At 67.7% G+C, this 15,623-nt stretch carries 18 protein-coding genes; 5 read left to right on the top strand and 13 right to left on the bottom strand.

Annotated features, from left to right (window positions below):
- Positions 1-30 precede the first annotated feature (30 nt).
- The 5 genes from BU28_RS0120015 to scpA form a co-directional block, all read right to left on the bottom strand.
- The gene (locus BU28_RS0120015; RefSeq protein WP_028720997.1) at positions 31-1,347 is read right to left on the bottom strand and encodes a homoserine dehydrogenase; all 1,317 of its coding nucleotides are present in this window, start codon (positions 1,345-1,347) and stop codon (positions 31-33) included.
- A gap of 65 nt (positions 1,348-1,412) precedes the next feature.
- Positions 1,413-1,940 carry a hypothetical protein gene (locus BU28_RS25905; RefSeq protein ID WP_028720998.1) on the bottom strand — a complete coding sequence of 176 codons (528 nt, stop codon included), beginning with the start codon at positions 1,938-1,940 and terminating at the stop codon, positions 1,413-1,415.
- A complete protein-coding gene (locus BU28_RS0120025; RefSeq protein WP_028720999.1) occupies positions 1,928-2,752 on the bottom strand; it encodes a hypothetical protein in 825 nt (274 codons plus the stop codon). The genes BU28_RS25905 and BU28_RS0120025 overlap by 13 nt, the downstream gene beginning before the upstream one ends.
- A gap of 55 nt (positions 2,753-2,807) precedes the next feature.
- Positions 2,808-3,296: a GNAT family N-acetyltransferase gene (locus BU28_RS0120030; RefSeq protein WP_028721000.1), complete on the bottom strand. Its 489-nt coding sequence runs from the start codon at positions 3,294-3,296 to the stop codon at positions 2,808-2,810.
- 100 nt (positions 3,297-3,396) lie between these two features.
- Positions 3,397-5,541 (bottom strand): methylmalonyl-CoA mutase, encoded by a 2,145-nt coding sequence (gene scpA / locus BU28_RS0120035; RefSeq protein ID WP_028721001.1) that lies wholly within the window; start codon positions 5,539-5,541, stop codon positions 3,397-3,399.
- A gap of 57 nt (positions 5,542-5,598) precedes the next feature.
- Here scpA and BU28_RS0120040 point away from each other — a divergent pair, with 57 nt between their 5' ends.
- Together BU28_RS0120040 and BU28_RS0120045 are read left to right on the top strand one after the other, a co-directional pair.
- Complete coding sequence (locus BU28_RS0120040) at positions 5,599-6,123, top strand: DUF4174 domain-containing protein (protein WP_028721002.1); 525 nt, start codon at positions 5,599-5,601, stop codon at positions 6,121-6,123.
- 99 nt (positions 6,124-6,222) lie between these two features.
- Positions 6,223-6,405 carry a hypothetical protein gene (locus BU28_RS0120045; protein ID WP_028721003.1) on the top strand — a complete coding sequence of 61 codons (183 nt, stop codon included), beginning with the start codon at positions 6,223-6,225 and terminating at the stop codon, positions 6,403-6,405.
- On the opposite strand, the gene BU28_RS0120050 is transcribed toward BU28_RS0120045, so the two are convergent.
- The 8 genes from BU28_RS0120050 to BU28_RS0120085 form a co-directional block, all read right to left on the bottom strand.
- Complete coding sequence (locus BU28_RS0120050; RefSeq protein WP_028721004.1) at positions 6,371-7,057, bottom strand: hypothetical protein; 687 nt, start codon at positions 7,055-7,057, stop codon at positions 6,371-6,373. The genes BU28_RS0120045 and BU28_RS0120050 overlap by 35 nt on opposite strands.
- Positions 7,058-7,060: 3 nt before the next feature.
- A complete protein-coding gene (locus BU28_RS0120055) occupies positions 7,061-9,118 on the bottom strand; it encodes an acetyl-CoA carboxylase biotin carboxylase subunit (RefSeq protein ID WP_028721005.1) in 2,058 nt (685 codons plus the stop codon).
- A 100-nt stretch (positions 9,119-9,218) separates the two neighbouring features.
- Positions 9,219-9,449 carry a hypothetical protein gene (locus BU28_RS0120060; protein WP_036763811.1) on the bottom strand — a complete coding sequence of 77 codons (231 nt, stop codon included), beginning with the start codon at positions 9,447-9,449 and terminating at the stop codon, positions 9,219-9,221.
- 54 nt (positions 9,450-9,503) lie between these two features.
- Positions 9,504-9,752 carry a hypothetical protein gene (locus BU28_RS0120065; RefSeq protein WP_028721007.1) on the bottom strand — a complete coding sequence of 83 codons (249 nt, stop codon included), beginning with the start codon at positions 9,750-9,752 and terminating at the stop codon, positions 9,504-9,506.
- A gap of 130 nt (positions 9,753-9,882) precedes the next feature.
- Positions 9,883-10,299, bottom strand: a complete 417-nt coding sequence (locus BU28_RS0120070) for a hypothetical protein (RefSeq protein WP_028721008.1) — start codon at positions 10,297-10,299, stop codon at positions 9,883-9,885.
- A 93-nt stretch (positions 10,300-10,392) separates the two neighbouring features.
- Complete coding sequence (locus tag BU28_RS26690) at positions 10,393-10,527, bottom strand: hypothetical protein (protein ID WP_260502589.1); 135 nt, start codon at positions 10,525-10,527, stop codon at positions 10,393-10,395.
- A 178-nt stretch (positions 10,528-10,705) separates the two neighbouring features.
- Entirely contained in the window at positions 10,706-11,332 is a 627-nt protein-coding gene (locus BU28_RS0120080) for a DUF6497 family protein (RefSeq protein ID WP_028721009.1), read from the bottom strand.
- Positions 11,333-11,349: 17 nt separating this feature from the next.
- The gene (locus BU28_RS0120085; RefSeq protein ID WP_028721010.1) at positions 11,350-12,882 is read right to left on the bottom strand and encodes an acyl-CoA carboxylase subunit beta; all 1,533 of its coding nucleotides are present in this window, start codon (positions 12,880-12,882) and stop codon (positions 11,350-11,352) included.
- 178 nt (positions 12,883-13,060) lie between these two features.
- Here BU28_RS0120085 and alr point away from each other — a divergent pair, with 178 nt between their 5' ends.
- The 3 genes from alr to BU28_RS0120100 are packed head-to-tail and all read left to right on the top strand — an operon-like array spanning position 13,061 to position 15,575.
- Positions 13,061-14,092 (top strand): alanine racemase, encoded by a 1,032-nt coding sequence (gene alr, locus BU28_RS0120090; protein ID WP_028721011.1) that lies wholly within the window; start codon positions 13,061-13,063, stop codon positions 14,090-14,092.
- Positions 14,089-14,847, top strand: coding sequence for an MlaE family ABC transporter permease (locus tag BU28_RS0120095; protein WP_028721012.1), 759 nt, complete (start codon positions 14,089-14,091; stop codon positions 14,845-14,847). The genes alr and BU28_RS0120095 overlap by 4 nt, the downstream gene beginning before the upstream one ends.
- Positions 14,847-15,575, top strand: coding sequence for an ABC transporter ATP-binding protein (locus BU28_RS0120100; protein ID WP_028721013.1), 729 nt, complete (start codon positions 14,847-14,849; stop codon positions 15,573-15,575). The genes BU28_RS0120095 and BU28_RS0120100 overlap by 1 nt, the downstream gene beginning before the upstream one ends.
- Positions 15,576-15,623 lie beyond the last annotated feature (48 nt).

Below are 15,623 nucleotides of genomic sequence, written 5' to 3' on the forward strand. Positions count from 1 at the left end.
ACCCATGCGACAGTGGCGGCAGGCGCTGCGTCAGACCTCCTCGATGCGCAGCTCCACCGGGTCGCCCGCGATGACGCCGGTGCCGGGCAGGGCCTCGATCGCGTGGTCGATGGCCTCGGGCGTGGTCTTGTGGGTGACGATCAGGACCGGCGCGACCCCCGCCGTCTGCTGGTGGCCGTATTGCCGCATCCGGTCGATCGAGATGCCCGCATCGCCCAGGACGCTCGCGACCTTGGCCAGCGCGCCCGGCTTGTCGGTCAGGGCCAGGCGGATGTAATAAGCGGCTGGCACGGCGGTGCGCGCGGGCTGGGGCAGGGCCAGGCCGCTGGCCGGCAGGCCAAAGGCCGGCATGCGCACGCCGCGCGCGATCTCCACGATGTCGGACAGGACGGCGCTGGCGGTCGGGCCTTCGCCGGCGCCCGCGCCCCGCAGGACGATCTGCCCGACGGAGTCGCCCTCGATCACCACCATGTTCGTGCCGCCCTGCAACTGCCCCAGCGGGCTGTCGGCGGGGACAAGGCAGGGGGACATGCGCTGTTCCAGGCCCCGGCCCGTCATCTGCGCCACGCCCAGCAGCTTGATGCGATAGCCCATGTCGGCTGCGCGGCGGATGTCGTCGATGCTGACCCGCTCGATCCCCTCGATCTCGACCGCGTCGAAGGTGGGCCGGGTGCCGAAGGCGATGGCGGCCAGGATCGCCAGCTTGTGGCTGGCGTCGATGCCGCCCACGTCCAGCGTCGGGTCCGCCTCCAGATAGCCCAGCTGGCGCGCCTCCTCGAAGACGGTCTCATAAGGCAGGCCGGCGTTTTCCATCCGGGTCAGGATATAGTTGCAGGTGCCGTTCATGACGCCCATGACGCGGCGGATCTCGTTCCCGGCCAGGGACTCGGTCATGGTCTTGATGACCGGGATGCCGCCGGCAACGGCCGCCTCAAAGCGCAGGACGCAGCCGTTCGCCTCGGCCAGTTCCGCCAGTTCCTGGCCATGGATCGCCAGCAGCGCCTTGTTGGCGCTCACCACATCCTTGCCGGCCTTCAGCGCGGCGGTCACCGCCTCGCGCGCGACGCCCTCGTCGCCGCCGACCAGTTCGACGAACACGTCCACGTCCTCGCGCAGGGCAAGGGCGCGCGGGTCGTCCTCCCAGGCATAGGCCGACAGGTCCACCGCGCGGTTCTTCATCCGGTCGCGGGCGCTGACGGCGCTGATGGCGACGGGGCGGCCCGACCGGGTGGCCAGCAGCGCGGCATGGTTCTGGATGATCCTGACGGTGCCGGTGCCGACCGTCCCCAGGCCTGCGATGCCGAGACGAAGCGGAGAGGCGTCTTGCCCCTTGTTCTGGGCGGTCATGTGAAACTCGTATCTATGGACAGGGGCGGTGTTAGCGGATGGCGCAGCACGTTGCAACGCACGCCTTACGGGCCGTCGTCGCCCGGCCAGCGGCCCATGACGCCGGTCGCGCGCATGACGGCCAGGACGCGCCCGCCCAGGTCCAGGGTGGCCGCCTGGATCGACGCCAGCTCGGCCAGGCTCAGCGGCGCGTCCTGGACCTCGCCCCGGCTGCCGACAAAGGCGGGGTGCCAGCGTCCGGCATCGCCCGTCGGCCGCCACGAGGCATGGCACAACAGGTTGCGCTGCAGTTTCGCGCGGCCCAGGGCTTCGGTGATCTGGTCGCGGTCGCGCAGGCCGGGGTGGCGCCGCATGGCGGCGTCCAGTTGCTCGATCAGCGTGCCCATCGAATCGTCGGCCAGCTGGCCCATGCGTTCGACCCAGTTCTGCATCTCGGCGGGCGTCAGGTCGTCGGCCAGCCGCGCCCGGTCCAGCGCATAGATCGTGCGCTTCAGAACCTCTTCCAGCCAACCGAAGCTTGCCACGCATTGCCCCAGCGCGGCGGCGAAATCCTGGGGCAGGGTGTGATGCGCCTCGGGGCCTAGTCGCGCCACAGCTGATCCACCCAGCCCACCGGGCGCAGGTAATGGCGCAGGTGCTTGGACAGGCTTTCGCGCCGCCGCCCGTCGAAGGTCGCGCGCAGGTGATCCAGGGCCGAGCGGTGCTGGTCCTTCTCGCTCCACCGTCCGACGATGGCGTCGGGCGGGTTCAGGTCGCCCGGAAAGATCACGATCCGCGTGCCGCGCGGGATCCGCGCCTGCCGCCAGTAGTTCAGCGGAAAGTTCGGCACGCAATGCATGCGGAAATGCGCCAGCCAGCCCTTGGGCCAGAACTTGACCCCGCCCGGCGCGTTGCGGGTGACGAAGCGCTGCTCATAGCGGAACTTGTCGGCGGCGGCCTGCGGATCGGCGCGGAAGATCTCCTGCAGGGGCTTCAGCTTGCCGACGCGCATGCGATAGACCGAGGTCTGGCCCATCTTCTCGAAGGGCGTGTTCGGGTTCAGGCCAAGCACGGTGTCGTCCGGGTCGCCAAAGGAAAAGAAATCGTCCAGACTGCCGGTGACGATCACGTCGAGGTCCAGAAACAGCACCACCCCCGTCACGTCGCCCAGATCGCCCCATAGCCGCGATTTCGGCCACTTGCCGCGGGTGTTGACCGGGGCCTGGTATTCGAACTCGGGCAGGGGCCGCACGGCGATGTCGGGATGCAGCCCTGCGCCGTCATCGGTAAAGCAATACAGCCGGAACGGCGGCGTGATGTTGCGCGCAACCATGCCGTGCAGGCGGTTGACGAATTCGGGCCCGAACTTGGTGCCCCATTTGATGCAGATGATCTGCTTGACCGTGCTGTTGCGCCCGTCGTTCATACCCGCCTCGCTTTCAGAGCGCGACTCTGGCACGCGGCCCCAGGGCAGGCAAGGCTCACAGGATCTTCTGCAACAGCAGCAGGTCCATCCAGCGCCCGAACTTGCGCCCGGCATCCGGGAGACGGCCGACCAGGGCATAGCCCAGCGCGCGATGGAAGGCCTCGCCCACCCGGTTCTCGGCCGAAACGGCGGCGATCATGGAATGGGCGCCGGCCCGGCGGGCATGATCCTCGATCGCCGCCATCAGCGCGCGGCCCAGCCCCCGGCCTTGGGCGTCCGGGGACAGGATGATGGTATGCTCCATGGTATGGGCATAGCCGTTGCTGGCGCGAAACCGGTCGTAGGTCGCAAGGCCCACCGGCCGGCCCGCCGCCTCGGCCACCAGGAAGGCGCGGCCCGCCGCCTGCCGCTCGGCGATCATTCGCTGCAACGAAGGCACCGTCTTTTCCTCTGATGAAAAGGTGACGGCGGTGTCCCGGATCAGCGGGTTCCAGAAGGCCATGATCGCGGGCAGGTCGGCATCGGTGACGGAGCGGATCGTCACGGCGCGCCTCGGAACGGACCGGCCGCCGGGCCCCGCGCACGGCGCCCGGTCTTCACCGTTTTCCAAATACCCATGCGACGGATGCGAGGGGCACCGCGGTTCATGCCGCGCGCGCCGCCCGGATCAGGCCCAGGATGTCGCGCGCGGCCGAGGGGATGTTGGTCCCCGGTCCGAAGATCGCCTTGACCCCGGCCTTCTTCAGGAAATCGTAATCCTGCTGCGGGATGACGCCACCGCAGATCACGATGATGTCCTGGGCCCCCTGGTCCTTCAGCGCGGCGATCAGCTTCGGCGCCAGGGTCTTGTGGCCCGCCGCCTGGCTGGAGATGCCGACCACATGCACGTCGTTGTCGATGGCGTCCTGCGCCGCCTCCTCGGGGGTCTGGAACAGGGGGCCCACGTCCACGTCGAACCCGATGTCGGCGAATGCGGTGGCGATGACCTTGGCGCCCCGGTCGTGGCCGTCCTGACCCATCTTCACGACCAGCATGCGCGGGCGGCGGCCCTCGTCCTCGGCGAATTGCTCGACGTCGCGCTGGATCCGGGCGAACTCGTCATCGCCTTCATAGGCGGCGCCATAGACCCCGGCCAGCGTCTTGACCTCGGCCCGGTGGCGGCCGAATTCCTTTTCCATCGCCATGCTGATCTCTCCCACGCTGGCCCGGGCGCGCGCGGCCTCGACCGCCGCCTCAAGCAGGTTGCCGCCTTCCTTCGCGCGCCGGCTCAACTCGGCCAGGGCGGCCTGGCAGGCCGCCTCGTCGCGGCTGGCGCGGATGCGTTCCAGGCGCGCGATCTGGGCCTCGCGCACCTTCATGTTGTCGATGTCCAGGATGTCGATCGGGTCCTCTTTCGTCAGACGATACTTGTTCACGCCGACGATCACCTCCTCGCCGCGGTCGATCTGGGCCTGGCGGCGCGCGGCGGTTTCCTCGATGCGCAGCTTGGGCATGCCGCTGGCGACGGCCTTGGTCATGCCGCCCATGGCCTCGACTTCCTCGATCAGGGCCCAGGCCTTTTCGGCCAGTTCGTGGGTCAGGCTTTCGACGTAATAGCTGCCGGCCAATGGGTCGACGACATGGGTGATGCCGGTTTCCTCTTGCAGGATCAGCTGGGTGTTACGCGCGATGCGGGCGCTGAACTCGGTCGGCAGGGCAATGGCCTCGTCCAGCGCGTTGGTGTGCAGCGATTGCGTGCCCCCCAGCGCCGCCGCCATCGCCTCATAGGCGGTGCGCACCACGTTGTTGTAGGGGTCCTGTTCCTGCAGGCTGACGCCCGAGGTCTGGCAATGGGTGCGCAGCATCAGGCTGCCGGGCTTTTTCGGATCGAACTCCTTCATGATCCGCGTCCACAGCAGGCGCGCCGCGCGCAGCTTGGCGGCCTCCATGAAGAAATTCATGCCGATGGCGAAAAAGAACGACAGCCGCCCGGCGAACTGGTCCACGTCCATGCCGGCCTTCAGCGCGGCGCGGACGTATTCGCGCCCGTCGGCCAGCGTATAGGCCAGTTCCTGCACCAGGTTCGCGCCCGCCTCCTGCATGTGATAGCCGGAAATCGAGATCGAGTTGAACTTGGGCATCTCGTTCGAGGTGTATTCGATGATGTCGGCGATGATCCGCATCGAGGGTTCGGGCGGATAGATATAGGTGTTCCGCACCATGAATTCCTTCAGGATGTCGTTCTGGATCGTGCCCGACAGCACGGAACGCGGATGGCCCTGTTCCTCGCCGGTGACGATGAAGTTCGCCAGGATCGGGATCACCGCGCCGTTCATCGTCATCGAGACCGAGACCTTGTCCAGCGGGATGCCGTCGAACAGGATCTTCATGTCCTCGACCGAATCGATGGCGACGCCGGCCTTGCCCACATCGCCCTCGACGCGCGGGTGGTCGCTGTCATAGCCGCGGTGTGTCGCCAGGTCGAAGGCCACGGATACGCCCTGCTGCCCGGCGGCCAGCGCCTTGCGATAGAAGGCGTTCGATTCCTCGGCGGTGGAAAAGCCCGCGTATTGCCGGATCGTCCAAGGCCGGCCGGCATACATGGTCGCGCGCGGGCCGCGGGTGAAGGGCTCGATCCCCGGCAGGCTGCCCAGATGCGGCAGGTCCTGGATGTCGGCCTCGGTATAAAGCGGCTTGACCTCGATCCCTTCCAGCGTGTGCCAGGTCAGGCTGTCGGGATCGGCGCCCCGCAGCTCCTTGCTGGCGAGCTGGCGCCAGGTCTGAAGATCGGCTTTGGTGCTTTCGCTCATCTTGCATCCTTTCCCGTGGCCCGCTTCGCCCTATATGAAGATAAGGACGGGGGCGCGATGAAACTGAAACGGTTGATCTTTCTGATGACGGTGCCGCTGCTGGCGGCGATGGGCCCACGGCCGGACGGGGAAGGGGACGGCCATCGTCCCTTCGTGCGCGGCGAAGTTCCGGCCGCGACCAGCGAGGCCAAGCCCATGTCGCGCGTCCTGCCCGAGGGCGAGCTGTCGGTCATTCCCGCCGACCAGGCCGAGCCGCAGGAATTCCTGTGGCAGGCCCGGCCGCTGGTGGTCTTTGCCGACACCGCCGCCGACCCCGACTTCGCGGCGCAGCTTGCGCAGCTGCGCCGCGACCCGGCGGCGCTTTTGCTGCGCGACGTGGTGGTCATCACCGACACCGACCCGGCGGCGAACAGCGCCTGGCGGCGGCAGTTCCGTCCAGAGGGGTTTTCCGTGGTGCTGCTGGACAAGGACGGCCAGGTCAAGCAACGCCTGCCCAGCCCCCGGTCCGTGCGCGAGATTTCCCGCGCCATCGACAAGTTTCCGCTGCGCCGGCGCGAGATCGGCCGTGCGGCACTGCCGTAGGATCGTGCGAAAATCGAAACGACTTCATTGCGGGACGGGCCTTCGCGCATTATCTTGAGCACAGGGCAGCCCCGCTGCCCGCTGCCAAGGAGGCTTGCCATGTCCAAATCGTCCCAGCCGCGCGCGACGGAACAACCCGCCCCGCCCAAGCGGCGCAGGCTGGACCCGGCGACCGAAGTGCTGGTCGAACGCCTGCGCAGTGCCCGCACTGCGAATGAAATGGCGGTGATTGTCGGCCTGAAACCCATCAAAGGCCGCTCCGGTCCGAAGATCGCCTACTAAGACGCTGGCGCAGCGCGGCCAGTTCGCCCGGCAGGCTTGACGACAGCAGCGCCAGTTCCGCCTGCCTTGCAGCCAGTTCGGCCTCGCGCTCCTCCTCGATGACGCGGCGCAGGGCATCCTCTCCCAGAAAGACGCTGGTCATCAGCAGGCGCAGGGCTTCCTGCCCGCTTTCCCGCGCCGCCTCGGTCAATTCCAGATAATCCCCGAACATTTCGACCGCGCGGCCGTGATCCTGGTCGGCCTGCTTCTGCATGGCCCGGGCAAAGGACGCCATGATGGACAGCTGCCTGTAATAGGTCACGACCGGGTCGATGACCTCGGCCGGCAGGATGTGCACGTCCTCGATGATCGCGGAAAAGATGCGGTCATTGGCCTGCTCCGGGATAAAGGGGATCCGGCCGCTGTCGCGCAGCCGCGCCAGCAGCGCGGCGGTGCCGCCCGCATCCAGCCGCTGGCTTTCCAGGGCGACGACATGGGCGCGGATTTCGGCCAGCAGCGCGCGCTGCACGTCGCTGACCCGCTCGGCCCGCAGGGTGCGGGCACGGCGGCGGTTCAGCCAGTCGTTGACGGGCCAGGCCAGCATCGCCACGGCGGCGGCGACCAGCGCCGCCAGCACCGTGGGATTGAAAAGGCTGCCCTGGGTCCCGCCCATGGATCACTCGAATTCCATGATGACGTCATCGACCTTGAGGCTTTCGCCCGGCGCAGCGTTGACCGACTTGACCACGGCACGGCGTTCGGCGCGCAGGATGTTTTCCATCTTCATCGCCTCGACGGTGGCCAGCGCCTGGCCCTCCTGCACCTCGTCGCCGGCGGCCACGTTCACCTTGACCACCAGCCCGGGCATCGGGCACAGCAGGAACTTCGAGGTGTCGGGCGGCAGCTTTTCGGGCATCAGCCGCGCCAGTTCGGCGGCGCGCGGACGGCGGACATAGGTCTTGAGATCCGCTCCCCGCACCCTCAGCCGATAGCCCGAGGGCAGGGGTTCGACCTTCATCACCAGGGGCGTGCCGTCGACCGACAGCCGCGCCAGGGACTGCCCGGGCAGCCAGTCGCTTTCCACGCGCAGCTTGTGGCCCTGCAACTCGACCGTCGAGCCCTGCTTGTCGGCGGTGATGCGCACGGGAATGTCCTGACCGGCAAGGCTGACGACCCAATGTTCGCCGACATGGCGTTCGTGGTTGTCCAGCCGCCCCGAGATGCGGCAGCGGCGGATTTCCGCCACGCGGTGCATGGCCGCGGCCGAGGCGGCGACGCGCAAGACCTCGTCCTCGGGCAGGGTCGCGCCCAGGAAGCCCTCGGGATATTCCTCGGCAATGAAGGCGGTGGAAATGTCACCCGAGACGAATTTCGGATGGTCCATCACGGCCGACAGGAAGGGCAGGTTGTGGCCGATGCCCTCGACCTCGAATTCGTCCAGCGCCAGACGCATGCGTTCGACGGCGGCCTCGCGCGTCGGCGCCCAGGTGCACAGCTTGGCGATCATCGGGTCATAATACATGCTGATTTCGCCGCCTTCATAGACGCCGGTATCGTTGCGCACGCCGGCGGGACCCGCGGGGGGCGTGGCACCCGGCTGGGCCGGAACCCAGCGGCTGGCCGCAAGCATCGGGCCGGCCGCGACCTCGGACGGCGGGCGATAGCGCGTCAGCCGGCCGATCGAGGGCAGGAAGTTGCGATAGGGGTCCTCGGCGTAAAGCCGGCTCTCGATGGCCCAGCCGTTGATCGTCAGATCGTCCTGGGCAAAGGGCAGCGGCTCGCCCCCGGCGACGCGGATCATCTGCTCGACCAGATCGACGCCGGTGATCAGTTCGGTCACCGGATGTTCGACCTGCAGCCGGGTGTTCATTTCCAGGAAATAGAAATTGCGCTGGCCGTCGACGATGAATTCGACGGTGCCGGCGCTGGTATAGCCCACGGCACGGGCCAGGGCGCAGGCCTGCTCGCCCATGGCCTTGCGGGTCGCGGCGTCCAGGAAGGGGCTGGGCGCCTCCTCGATGACTTTCTGGTTGCGGCGCTGGATCGAACATTCGCGTTCGTGCAGATAGACGCAGTTGCCGTGCTTGTCGGCCAGCACCTGGATTTCGATGTGCCGGGGCTGGGTCACGAATTTCTCGATGAAGATGCGGTCGTCGCCAAAGCTGTTTGCCGCCTCGTTCTTCGAGGATTCGAAGCCTTCCCGCGCCTCCTGGTCGTTCCAGGCGATGCGCATGCCCTTGCCGCCGCCACCGGCGCTGGCCTTGATCATCACCGGATAGCCGATCTGACCCGAGATCCTCACCGCCTCCTCGGCATCGGCGATCAGGCCCATATAGCCCGGCACCGTGCTGACGCCGGCTTCCTGCGCCAGCTTCTTCGAGGTGATCTTGTCGCCCATCGCCTCGATCGCGGGGCTGGGCGGGCCGATGAACACCACGCCCTCGGCCTCGAGCGCCTGGGCGAACTTCATGTTCTCGGACAGAAAGCCATAGCCCGGATGCACGGCCTGCGCGCCGGTCTGGCGGATCGCATCCATGATCTTGTCGATGACGATATAGGACTGGTTCGCGGGGGCGGGACCGATGTGAACGGCCTCGTCGGCCATCTTGACGTGCAGCGCATTGCGGTCGGCGTCGGAATAGACGGCGACGGTCTTGATGCCCATGCGCCGGGCGGTCTTGATGACGCGGCAGGCGATCTCGCCCCGGTTGGCGATCAGGATTTTATCGAACATGACGGCTTATCTTTCCCCCGCAGTCCCTGTCTGGACATGAAAAAGCCGCCCTGGCGCACGGCCGGGACGGCATGAATGGCAAACGCCTTGGCGTTCTTGATCAGTAGCGGCGCTGAGTCGGCTGGCACAGCCGCACGTCGTCGCACAGCGCACCTGCGGCCGCGCCGATGGCTGCGCCCTTGACCACGTTATGGCCGCCGACATGGGCGACGGTCGCACCGACGCCCGCGCCGATAAGGCCGCGGTCCATGTCGGTCGGGTTGATGTTCTGGGTGCAGCCGGCCACGGCCAGAAGGCCGAACCCAAGCGCGAAGACGATTTTCTTCGACATGTCGAAAGCTCCGAAAAGGGGGCGCGGCGCGTGGCGCCGTCAGCCCCGGTGAAATCAGTAGCCGCGCGACTGGCAGACGCCGGCGTCGTCGCACAGCGCGCCGCCCGCAGCACCGATAAGAGCGCCGGTGCCCACGTCGCCGTCGATGATCTTGGCGACAGCCGCACCGGCCAGCGCGCCGCCGGCCGCGCGCTGCGCGTCGGGGGACAGGCCCATGCCGCCACCATAGCCCTGGTCGCAAGCAGCCAGTCCGGCGACCAGAAGGGCAACGCCAGAGAGACGGAGGATGACGGATTTTTGCATGGTTCTTTGCCTGTATTGTGGGACCCCAAGGGGGCCGACCGTGTCAGCGATGCAGGCAATATTGCACGCCAGTATGGCGGAAGAAACTGACAACGATGTGAAAACTTGCGCGCCTGCATATTTCCGCCCATCAGTCGTTCCCGTCGGCCTCGTCGTCCTCGTCCTCGTCCCAATCCAGGTCGTCCCAGTCGAACTCGGGCGCTTCGGCGGCGAAAAGCTGCGGAAAGCTCGCCTCGGCCTTTTTCATGTCGATGCGCAGCATCTGGTCATAGTCGGTCGGGTCCAGCTTGCCGATGGCGACGACCTCGCGGCCGATCAGCCAGGACAGGCGGCCGGCGTCCAGATTGCCGCGGGGAAAGGGTTCCTCGCCAAACTGCCGGATCAGCGCGGCCATGAAGCCTTCGTCCGCGCGACGATCGGCGGCCTTGCGGTCGCGAAAACGCTCGCGCTGGACCAGGGGCGTCGCCCCCTTCTTGTTGGCGCGCCGGATGGTGAATTGAAAGTCGGTGCCGGGAAGGCGGCCGGGAAAGCCGCGGTGCTTCAGCATGAGATGCCCCTTTTCTGCAGCGGATTGGCGCGCAGGCGGCGGGGCGGACGCAAAGGGCGCGGGCCGCCAGGCAGCCCGCGCCTTGGGTCGGGCTTAGTTGGCGCCGTATTTGCCCTGGAAGACAGGCTCGGGCTGGACCGGGGCAGGGGTGATGACCTCGGGTTCCTTCTTGGCGCAGGCAGCGGCCAGGCCGACCAGGACAAGGGCGATTGCAAGCTTTTTCGACATGATGTCGTGCTCCTGTGTTGCGGGGCGGGGCCCCGACTGCTCGGGTTGGATTCGGCTGCCATCGGCGGCCGAGACCACAGCATAGTCAGAGCCTTGGGCGCATCACAGGCGGCGAGATCGCGTTTCGTCCGGCGGGCAGGCCCCTGTGGCAGGCTTGCATCATAGCGGATATTCGCCATCACCAGGGTTCCCATTCGCAGCTGTCGCGGTCGGCGGGCAGCTTGAACGCCTCGAACAGCTGCAAGGCGCCGGGGTCGTAGCTGCCGAAGGGCGTGTTCTTGTCGGACAGGCTGATGACGATCTGGCGCGGCCGCGGACCGGGGTTCGCGATGCGGGGCAGGACCCATTCCTGGCACAGCCAGACGATATCGTCATGCACCGGGTCCTGCGCCAGCACGTCGGGCGCGGTGGGCAGGGCCTCCTCGACCATCGCGTCGGCTTCGGCCTCGGCCTGGTCGTCGACCTCGGCCGGGGCCGGGTCCAGCGTGGCCGGGTCGATCATGCCGTCCTCGGCCGTATCGCCCGTGACCTCGGCGGTTTCGGTGTCGATGTCGATCGGCCCGCGGTCCGCCCCCTCGATCGCGTCCGAGGCGGGGCCGCTGGTCGAGGGCACCCGCGAGGCCAGGTCCGGCACCAGGAAGCGAAAGCGATAGGTCAGGCCGGTGCCGCCCGAGGTGTCCCGGATCGTCTCGATCCATTGCGCCTGCGCGCCGGACGGCAGGGCGATGGGCGCCTTGTCCTGTGCCGCCGCAGGGCCGCCAAGCGCCGCAAGCGTCATGCCGACCGCCGCAAGGAAATGGGCCATGGTCCGGTCCGTCGCGGTCACAAGGGAATGTTGTCGTGCTTTTTCCATGGATTGGACAGCTTCTTGCCACGCAGGGAAGCCAGCGCGCGCGCCACCCGCCGGCGGGTCGAACGCGGCTGGATCACTTCGTCGATAAAGCCTTTTTCGGCGGCGACAAAGGGGTTGGCAAAGCGGTCCTCGTAATCCTTGGTCCGGGCGGCGATCTTGTCGGGCTCGCCCAGCTCGCTGCGATACAGGATCTCGACCGCGCCCTTGGCGCCCATCACCGCGATTTCCGCCGTGGGCCAGGCATAGTTGAAATCACCGCGCAGGTGCTTGCTGGCCATGACGTCATAGGCGCCGCCATAGGCCTTGCGGGTGATGACCGTGACCTTGGGCACCGTCGCCTCGCCATAGGCGAACAGCAGCTTCGCGCCGTGCTTGATGACGCCGCCATATTCCTGGGCCGTGCCCGGCAGGAAACCCGGCACGTCGACAAAGGTCAGGATCGGGATCTCGAATGCGTCGCAGAAGCGCACGAAACGCGCCGCCTTGCGCGAGCTGTCGATGTCCAGGCAGCCCGCCAGCACCATCGGCTGGTTGGCGACCACGCCCACGGTCTGGCCCTCGATGCGGATGAAGCCGGTGATGATGTTGGCCGCGAAATCCTGCTGGATCTCGTAGAAATCGCCCTCGTCCGCGACCTTCAGGATCAACTCCTTCATGTCGTAGGGCTGGTTCGGGTTGTCGGGGACCAGCGTATCCAGGCTGGGCTCGATCCGGTTCGGGTCGTCGAAGAAGGGCCGGGTCGGCGCCTTTTCGCGGTTGTTCAGGGGCAGCAGATCGACCAGCCGGCGGATCTCGGTCATCGCCTCGACGTCGTTCTCGAAGGCGCCGTCGGCGACCGAGGATTTTTTGGTATGGGTCGAGGCGCCGCCCAGCTGTTCCGCCGTCACGACCTCGTTCGTCACCGTCTTGACCACGTCCGGGCCGGTCACGAACATATAGGACGTGTCCTTGACCATGAAGATGAAGTCGGTCATCGCCGGGCTATAGACCGCGCCGCCGGCGCAGGGGCCCATGATGACGCTGATCTGCGGCACCACGCCCGAGGCCATGATGTTGCGCTGGAACACGTCCGCGTAACCGGCAAGGCTGGCGACGCCCTCTTGAATCCGCGCGCCGCCCGAGTCGTTCAGCCCGATCACCGGGGCGCCGTTCTGCACCGCCATGTCCATGATCTTGCAGATCTTCTGCGCATGGGTTTCCGACAGCGAGCCGCCGAAGACGGTGAAGTCCTGCGAGAACACATAGACCATGCGGCCGTTGATCGTGCCCCAGCCAGTGACGACGCCGTCGCCATAGGGCCGATCCGCCTCCATCCCGAAATCGGTCGAGCGGTGGCGCACGAACATGTCGAATTCCTCGAAGGAACCCTCGTCCAGCAGCAGCTCCAGCCGTTCGCGCGCGGTCAGCTTGCCGCGGGCGTGCTGGGCGTCGATGCGGCGCTGGCCACCGCCAAGGCGGGCATCGCGCCGGCGGGTCTCCAACTGGTCCAGGATGTCTTTCATGCCCGTCTCCTCCGCTTTTGGGCAGGTTAGGGCCTTCGCTGCGCCGCGGAAAGAAAAAAGACGAAAATTTGCAAAATGTGCTAGCAAGTGCGTGAGCAAATGGCAAATCCGCAAAATCGGACGCGGTTGACAATCGGCGCCGGGCGAATAGGAAAGGGCCAAACCACAGGGGGCCCGCATGTCTGCCGCTTCGGGACTGACGATCGACCTTTCGGCCATCCGGGCCAACTGGAAATCCCTGGCCGACATGGCCCCCGGCGCGCGGGCGGGCGCGGTGGTCAAGGCCGATGCCTACGGTTTGGGCGCGTCGCGCGTGGCGCCTGCGCTCTACGATGCAGGGGCGCGGGACTTTTTCGGGGCGCTCGCCTCGGAAGGGCGGGCGATCCGGCCGCTGCTGGCGCAGGACGCCGATATCTATGTGCTTTCGGGCCATATGGAGGGCGAGGACCTGACCGGGCTGATCCCCGTCCTGAACAGCCCCGAGCAATTCTTTCGCGACCGCGCCCTGCGGCCCAGGGGGGCCTTTGCGATCCAACTGGACAGCGGCATGAACCGGCTGGGCCTTGAGCCCGGCGAATGGGCCGCGATCCGGGCCGAGGCGCTGGCCGCCGGTCCGCGGCTGGTCATGTCGCACCTGGCCTGCGCCGATGAGCCGGAGCATCCGGCCAATGCCCAGCAGTTGCAGGCGTTCCGCGCCATGACGGACGGCATCGGCGTGCCGCGCGCGCTGGCCGCGACCGGCGGCACGCTGCTGGGGCCCGACTATCACTTCGATCTGGTGCGGCTGGGCATCGGCATGTATGGCGGCCTGCCTTATGCCGAGGCGAAGCCGGTGGTCGGCCTGGCCCTGCCCGTCATCCAGACGCGCGAGGTCCGGCCGGGCGAGTCGGTCGGCTATGGCTATGCCTGGACCGCGCAGCGCCCCGCGCGCATCGCGACCGTGGCGGCGGGCTATGCCGACGGGCTGTTCCGCGCGCTGGCCCGGCAGGGTGAACTGAAGCTTTGGGCGGGCGAGCGAGCCTGTCCGGTGGTGGGCCGCATCTCGATGGACCTGATCACGGTGGACGTGACGCAGCTGCCTTTCGTCCCCGACACGCTGGACGTCCTGAACGAGCGGCAGGGGGTCGATGCGCTGGCTGATCTTGCGGGCACCATCGGCTATGAAATCCTGACCTCGCTTGGCAGCCGCTATCCCCGGACCTATCGGTGAATCCAGTCCGGCTGATCGGGCGCGGGGCGATTGCCGCGCTGCGCGGCATCGGGCGCGTCGCGATCTTTGCCGCGCTGGGGCTGGTCCGCGTGGGCCAGCACCCTTCGGAACTGGCGCGGCAGGTGCTGCATATCGGCTGGCTGTCGCTGCCCGTGGTCGGGCTGACGGCGCTGTTCACGGGCGCGGCGCTGGCCTTGCAGATCCATTCGGGGGGCGAGCGGTTCCAGGCGGGCGACGTCGTGCCCGCGATCGTCGCCATCGGCATGGCCCGAGAGCTGGGCCCCGTGCTGGGCGGTCTGATGGTCGCGGCCCGCGTGGCATCGGCCATCGCGGCCGAACTTGGCACCATGCGCGTGACCGAACAGATCGACGCGCTGGTGACGCTGTCCACGGACCCGGTGGGCTGGCTGGTGTCGCCGCGCCTTTGGGCCGCGATCCTGTGCCTGCCGGTGCTGGTAGGCGTGGGCGACCTGATCGGCATCATGGGCGGCTGGCTGGTGGGGGTGAACGCGCTGGGGTTCAATTCGGCCAGCTACCTGTCGAACTCCTGGGCCTATCTCGAGCGATGGGATGTCGTCTCGGGTCTGGTCAAGGGCGGCTTCTTCGGCCTGGTCGTGGCACTGTCGGGCTGCTGGTTCGGGATGACCGCCGGGAACGGCGCCGCAGGGGTGGGGCGGGCGACGACCAATGCGGTCGTCGCGGCCTCGGTCGGCATCCTTGCGGTCAACTTCGCGCTGACGGGGCTTTTCTTCTGATGCTGGTGGTGCGGGGCCTGTCCAAGCGGTTCGGCGGCAAGACGGTGCTGGACGGCGTCGACCTGGACCTGGGGCAGGGCGAAAGCCTGGTGGTCATCGGCGGCTCGGGGACCGGGAAATCGGTGCTGCTGCGCTGCATCCTGGGGCTGGAGCGGCCGGACGCGGGCGACATCCTGTGGAACGGCGCGCCCATCGGCGCCGGCTTCATGGACCAGTTCGGGATGCTGTTCCAGAACGCGGCGCTGTTCGACAGCCTGCCGGTCTGGCGCAACGTGGCCTTTCGCCTGCTGCGCACCATGCCCAAGGCCCGCGCCCGCGCCATCGCTCTCGACAAGCTGGCCCGCGTCGGCCTGGGGCCCGAGGTCGCGGACCTTTATCCCGCCGCCCTGTCGGGGGGAATGCGCAAGCGCGCGGGCCTGGCCCGCGCCATCGCCGCCGACCCCCGCGTGATCTTTTTCGACGAACCGACGACCGGGCTGGACCCGATCCGCGCCGCCGCGATCAACACCCTGATCCGGGGCATCGTGGACGAAACGGGGGCAAGCGCCATCACCATCACCCATGACATGGCCTCGGCCCGCGTCATCGGCGACCGGGTGGCGCTGCTGGACGGGGGCCGGGTCCGCTGGCAGGGGCCGGTCGCGGCGATGCAGGACGCGCCCGACGCCTATCTGCAGGACTTTATCGCGGGGCGGGCGCGGGCCGATGGCTCGCAACCGGGGGATTAGATGCCTATATCGGCACCAGACCCTGCGCAAATTCTCGCCAGAGGCTTG

Source organism: Paracoccus yeei ATCC BAA-599, from assembly GCF_000622145.1.
Classification (GTDB): Bacteria; Pseudomonadota; Alphaproteobacteria; order Rhodobacterales; family Rhodobacteraceae; genus Paracoccus; species Paracoccus yeei.

What these genes read in the sequence shown, in the direction of transcription:
- BU28_RS0120015 (WP_028720997.1), bottom strand. Translation starts at nt 1,347, where the DNA reads ATGACCGCCCAGAACAAGGGGCAAGACGCCTCTCCGCTTCGTCTCGGC.
- BU28_RS0120025 (WP_028720999.1), bottom strand. Translation starts at nt 2,752, where the DNA reads ATGAACGACGGGCGCAACAGCACGGTCAAGCAGATCATCTGCATCAAA.
- scpA (WP_028721001.1), bottom strand. Translation starts at nt 5,541, where the DNA reads ATGAGCGAAAGCACCAAAGCCGATCTTCAGACCTGGCGCCAGCTCGCC.
- BU28_RS0120040 (WP_028721002.1), top strand. Translation starts at nt 5,599, where the DNA reads ATGAAACTGAAACGGTTGATCTTTCTGATGACGGTGCCGCTGCTGGCG.
- BU28_RS0120045 (WP_028721003.1), top strand. Translation starts at nt 6,223, where the DNA reads ATGTCCAAATCGTCCCAGCCGCGCGCGACGGAACAACCCGCCCCGCCC.
- BU28_RS0120050 (WP_028721004.1), bottom strand. Translation starts at nt 7,057, where the DNA reads ATGGGCGGGACCCAGGGCAGCCTTTTCAATCCCACGGTGCTGGCGGCG.
- BU28_RS0120055 (WP_028721005.1), bottom strand. Translation starts at nt 9,118, where the DNA reads ATGTTCGATAAAATCCTGATCGCCAACCGGGGCGAGATCGCCTGCCGC.
- BU28_RS0120060 (WP_036763811.1), bottom strand. Translation starts at nt 9,449, where the DNA reads ATGTCGAAGAAAATCGTCTTCGCGCTTGGGTTCGGCCTTCTGGCCGTG.
- BU28_RS0120065 (WP_028721007.1), bottom strand. Translation starts at nt 9,752, where the DNA reads ATGCAAAAATCCGTCATCCTCCGTCTCTCTGGCGTTGCCCTTCTGGTC.
- BU28_RS0120070 (WP_028721008.1), bottom strand. Translation starts at nt 10,299, where the DNA reads ATGCTGAAGCACCGCGGCTTTCCCGGCCGCCTTCCCGGCACCGACTTT.
- BU28_RS26690 (WP_260502589.1), bottom strand. Translation starts at nt 10,527, where the DNA reads ATGTCGAAAAAGCTTGCAATCGCCCTTGTCCTGGTCGGCCTGGCCGCT.
- BU28_RS0120080 (WP_028721009.1), bottom strand. Translation starts at nt 11,332, where the DNA reads ATGGCCCATTTCCTTGCGGCGGTCGGCATGACGCTTGCGGCGCTTGGC.
- BU28_RS0120085 (WP_028721010.1), bottom strand. Translation starts at nt 12,882, where the DNA reads ATGAAAGACATCCTGGACCAGTTGGAGACCCGCCGGCGCGATGCCCGC.
- alr (WP_028721011.1), top strand. Translation starts at nt 13,061, where the DNA reads ATGTCTGCCGCTTCGGGACTGACGATCGACCTTTCGGCCATCCGGGCC.
- BU28_RS0120100 (WP_028721013.1), top strand. Translation starts at nt 14,847, where the DNA reads ATGCTGGTGGTGCGGGGCCTGTCCAAGCGGTTCGGCGGCAAGACGGTG.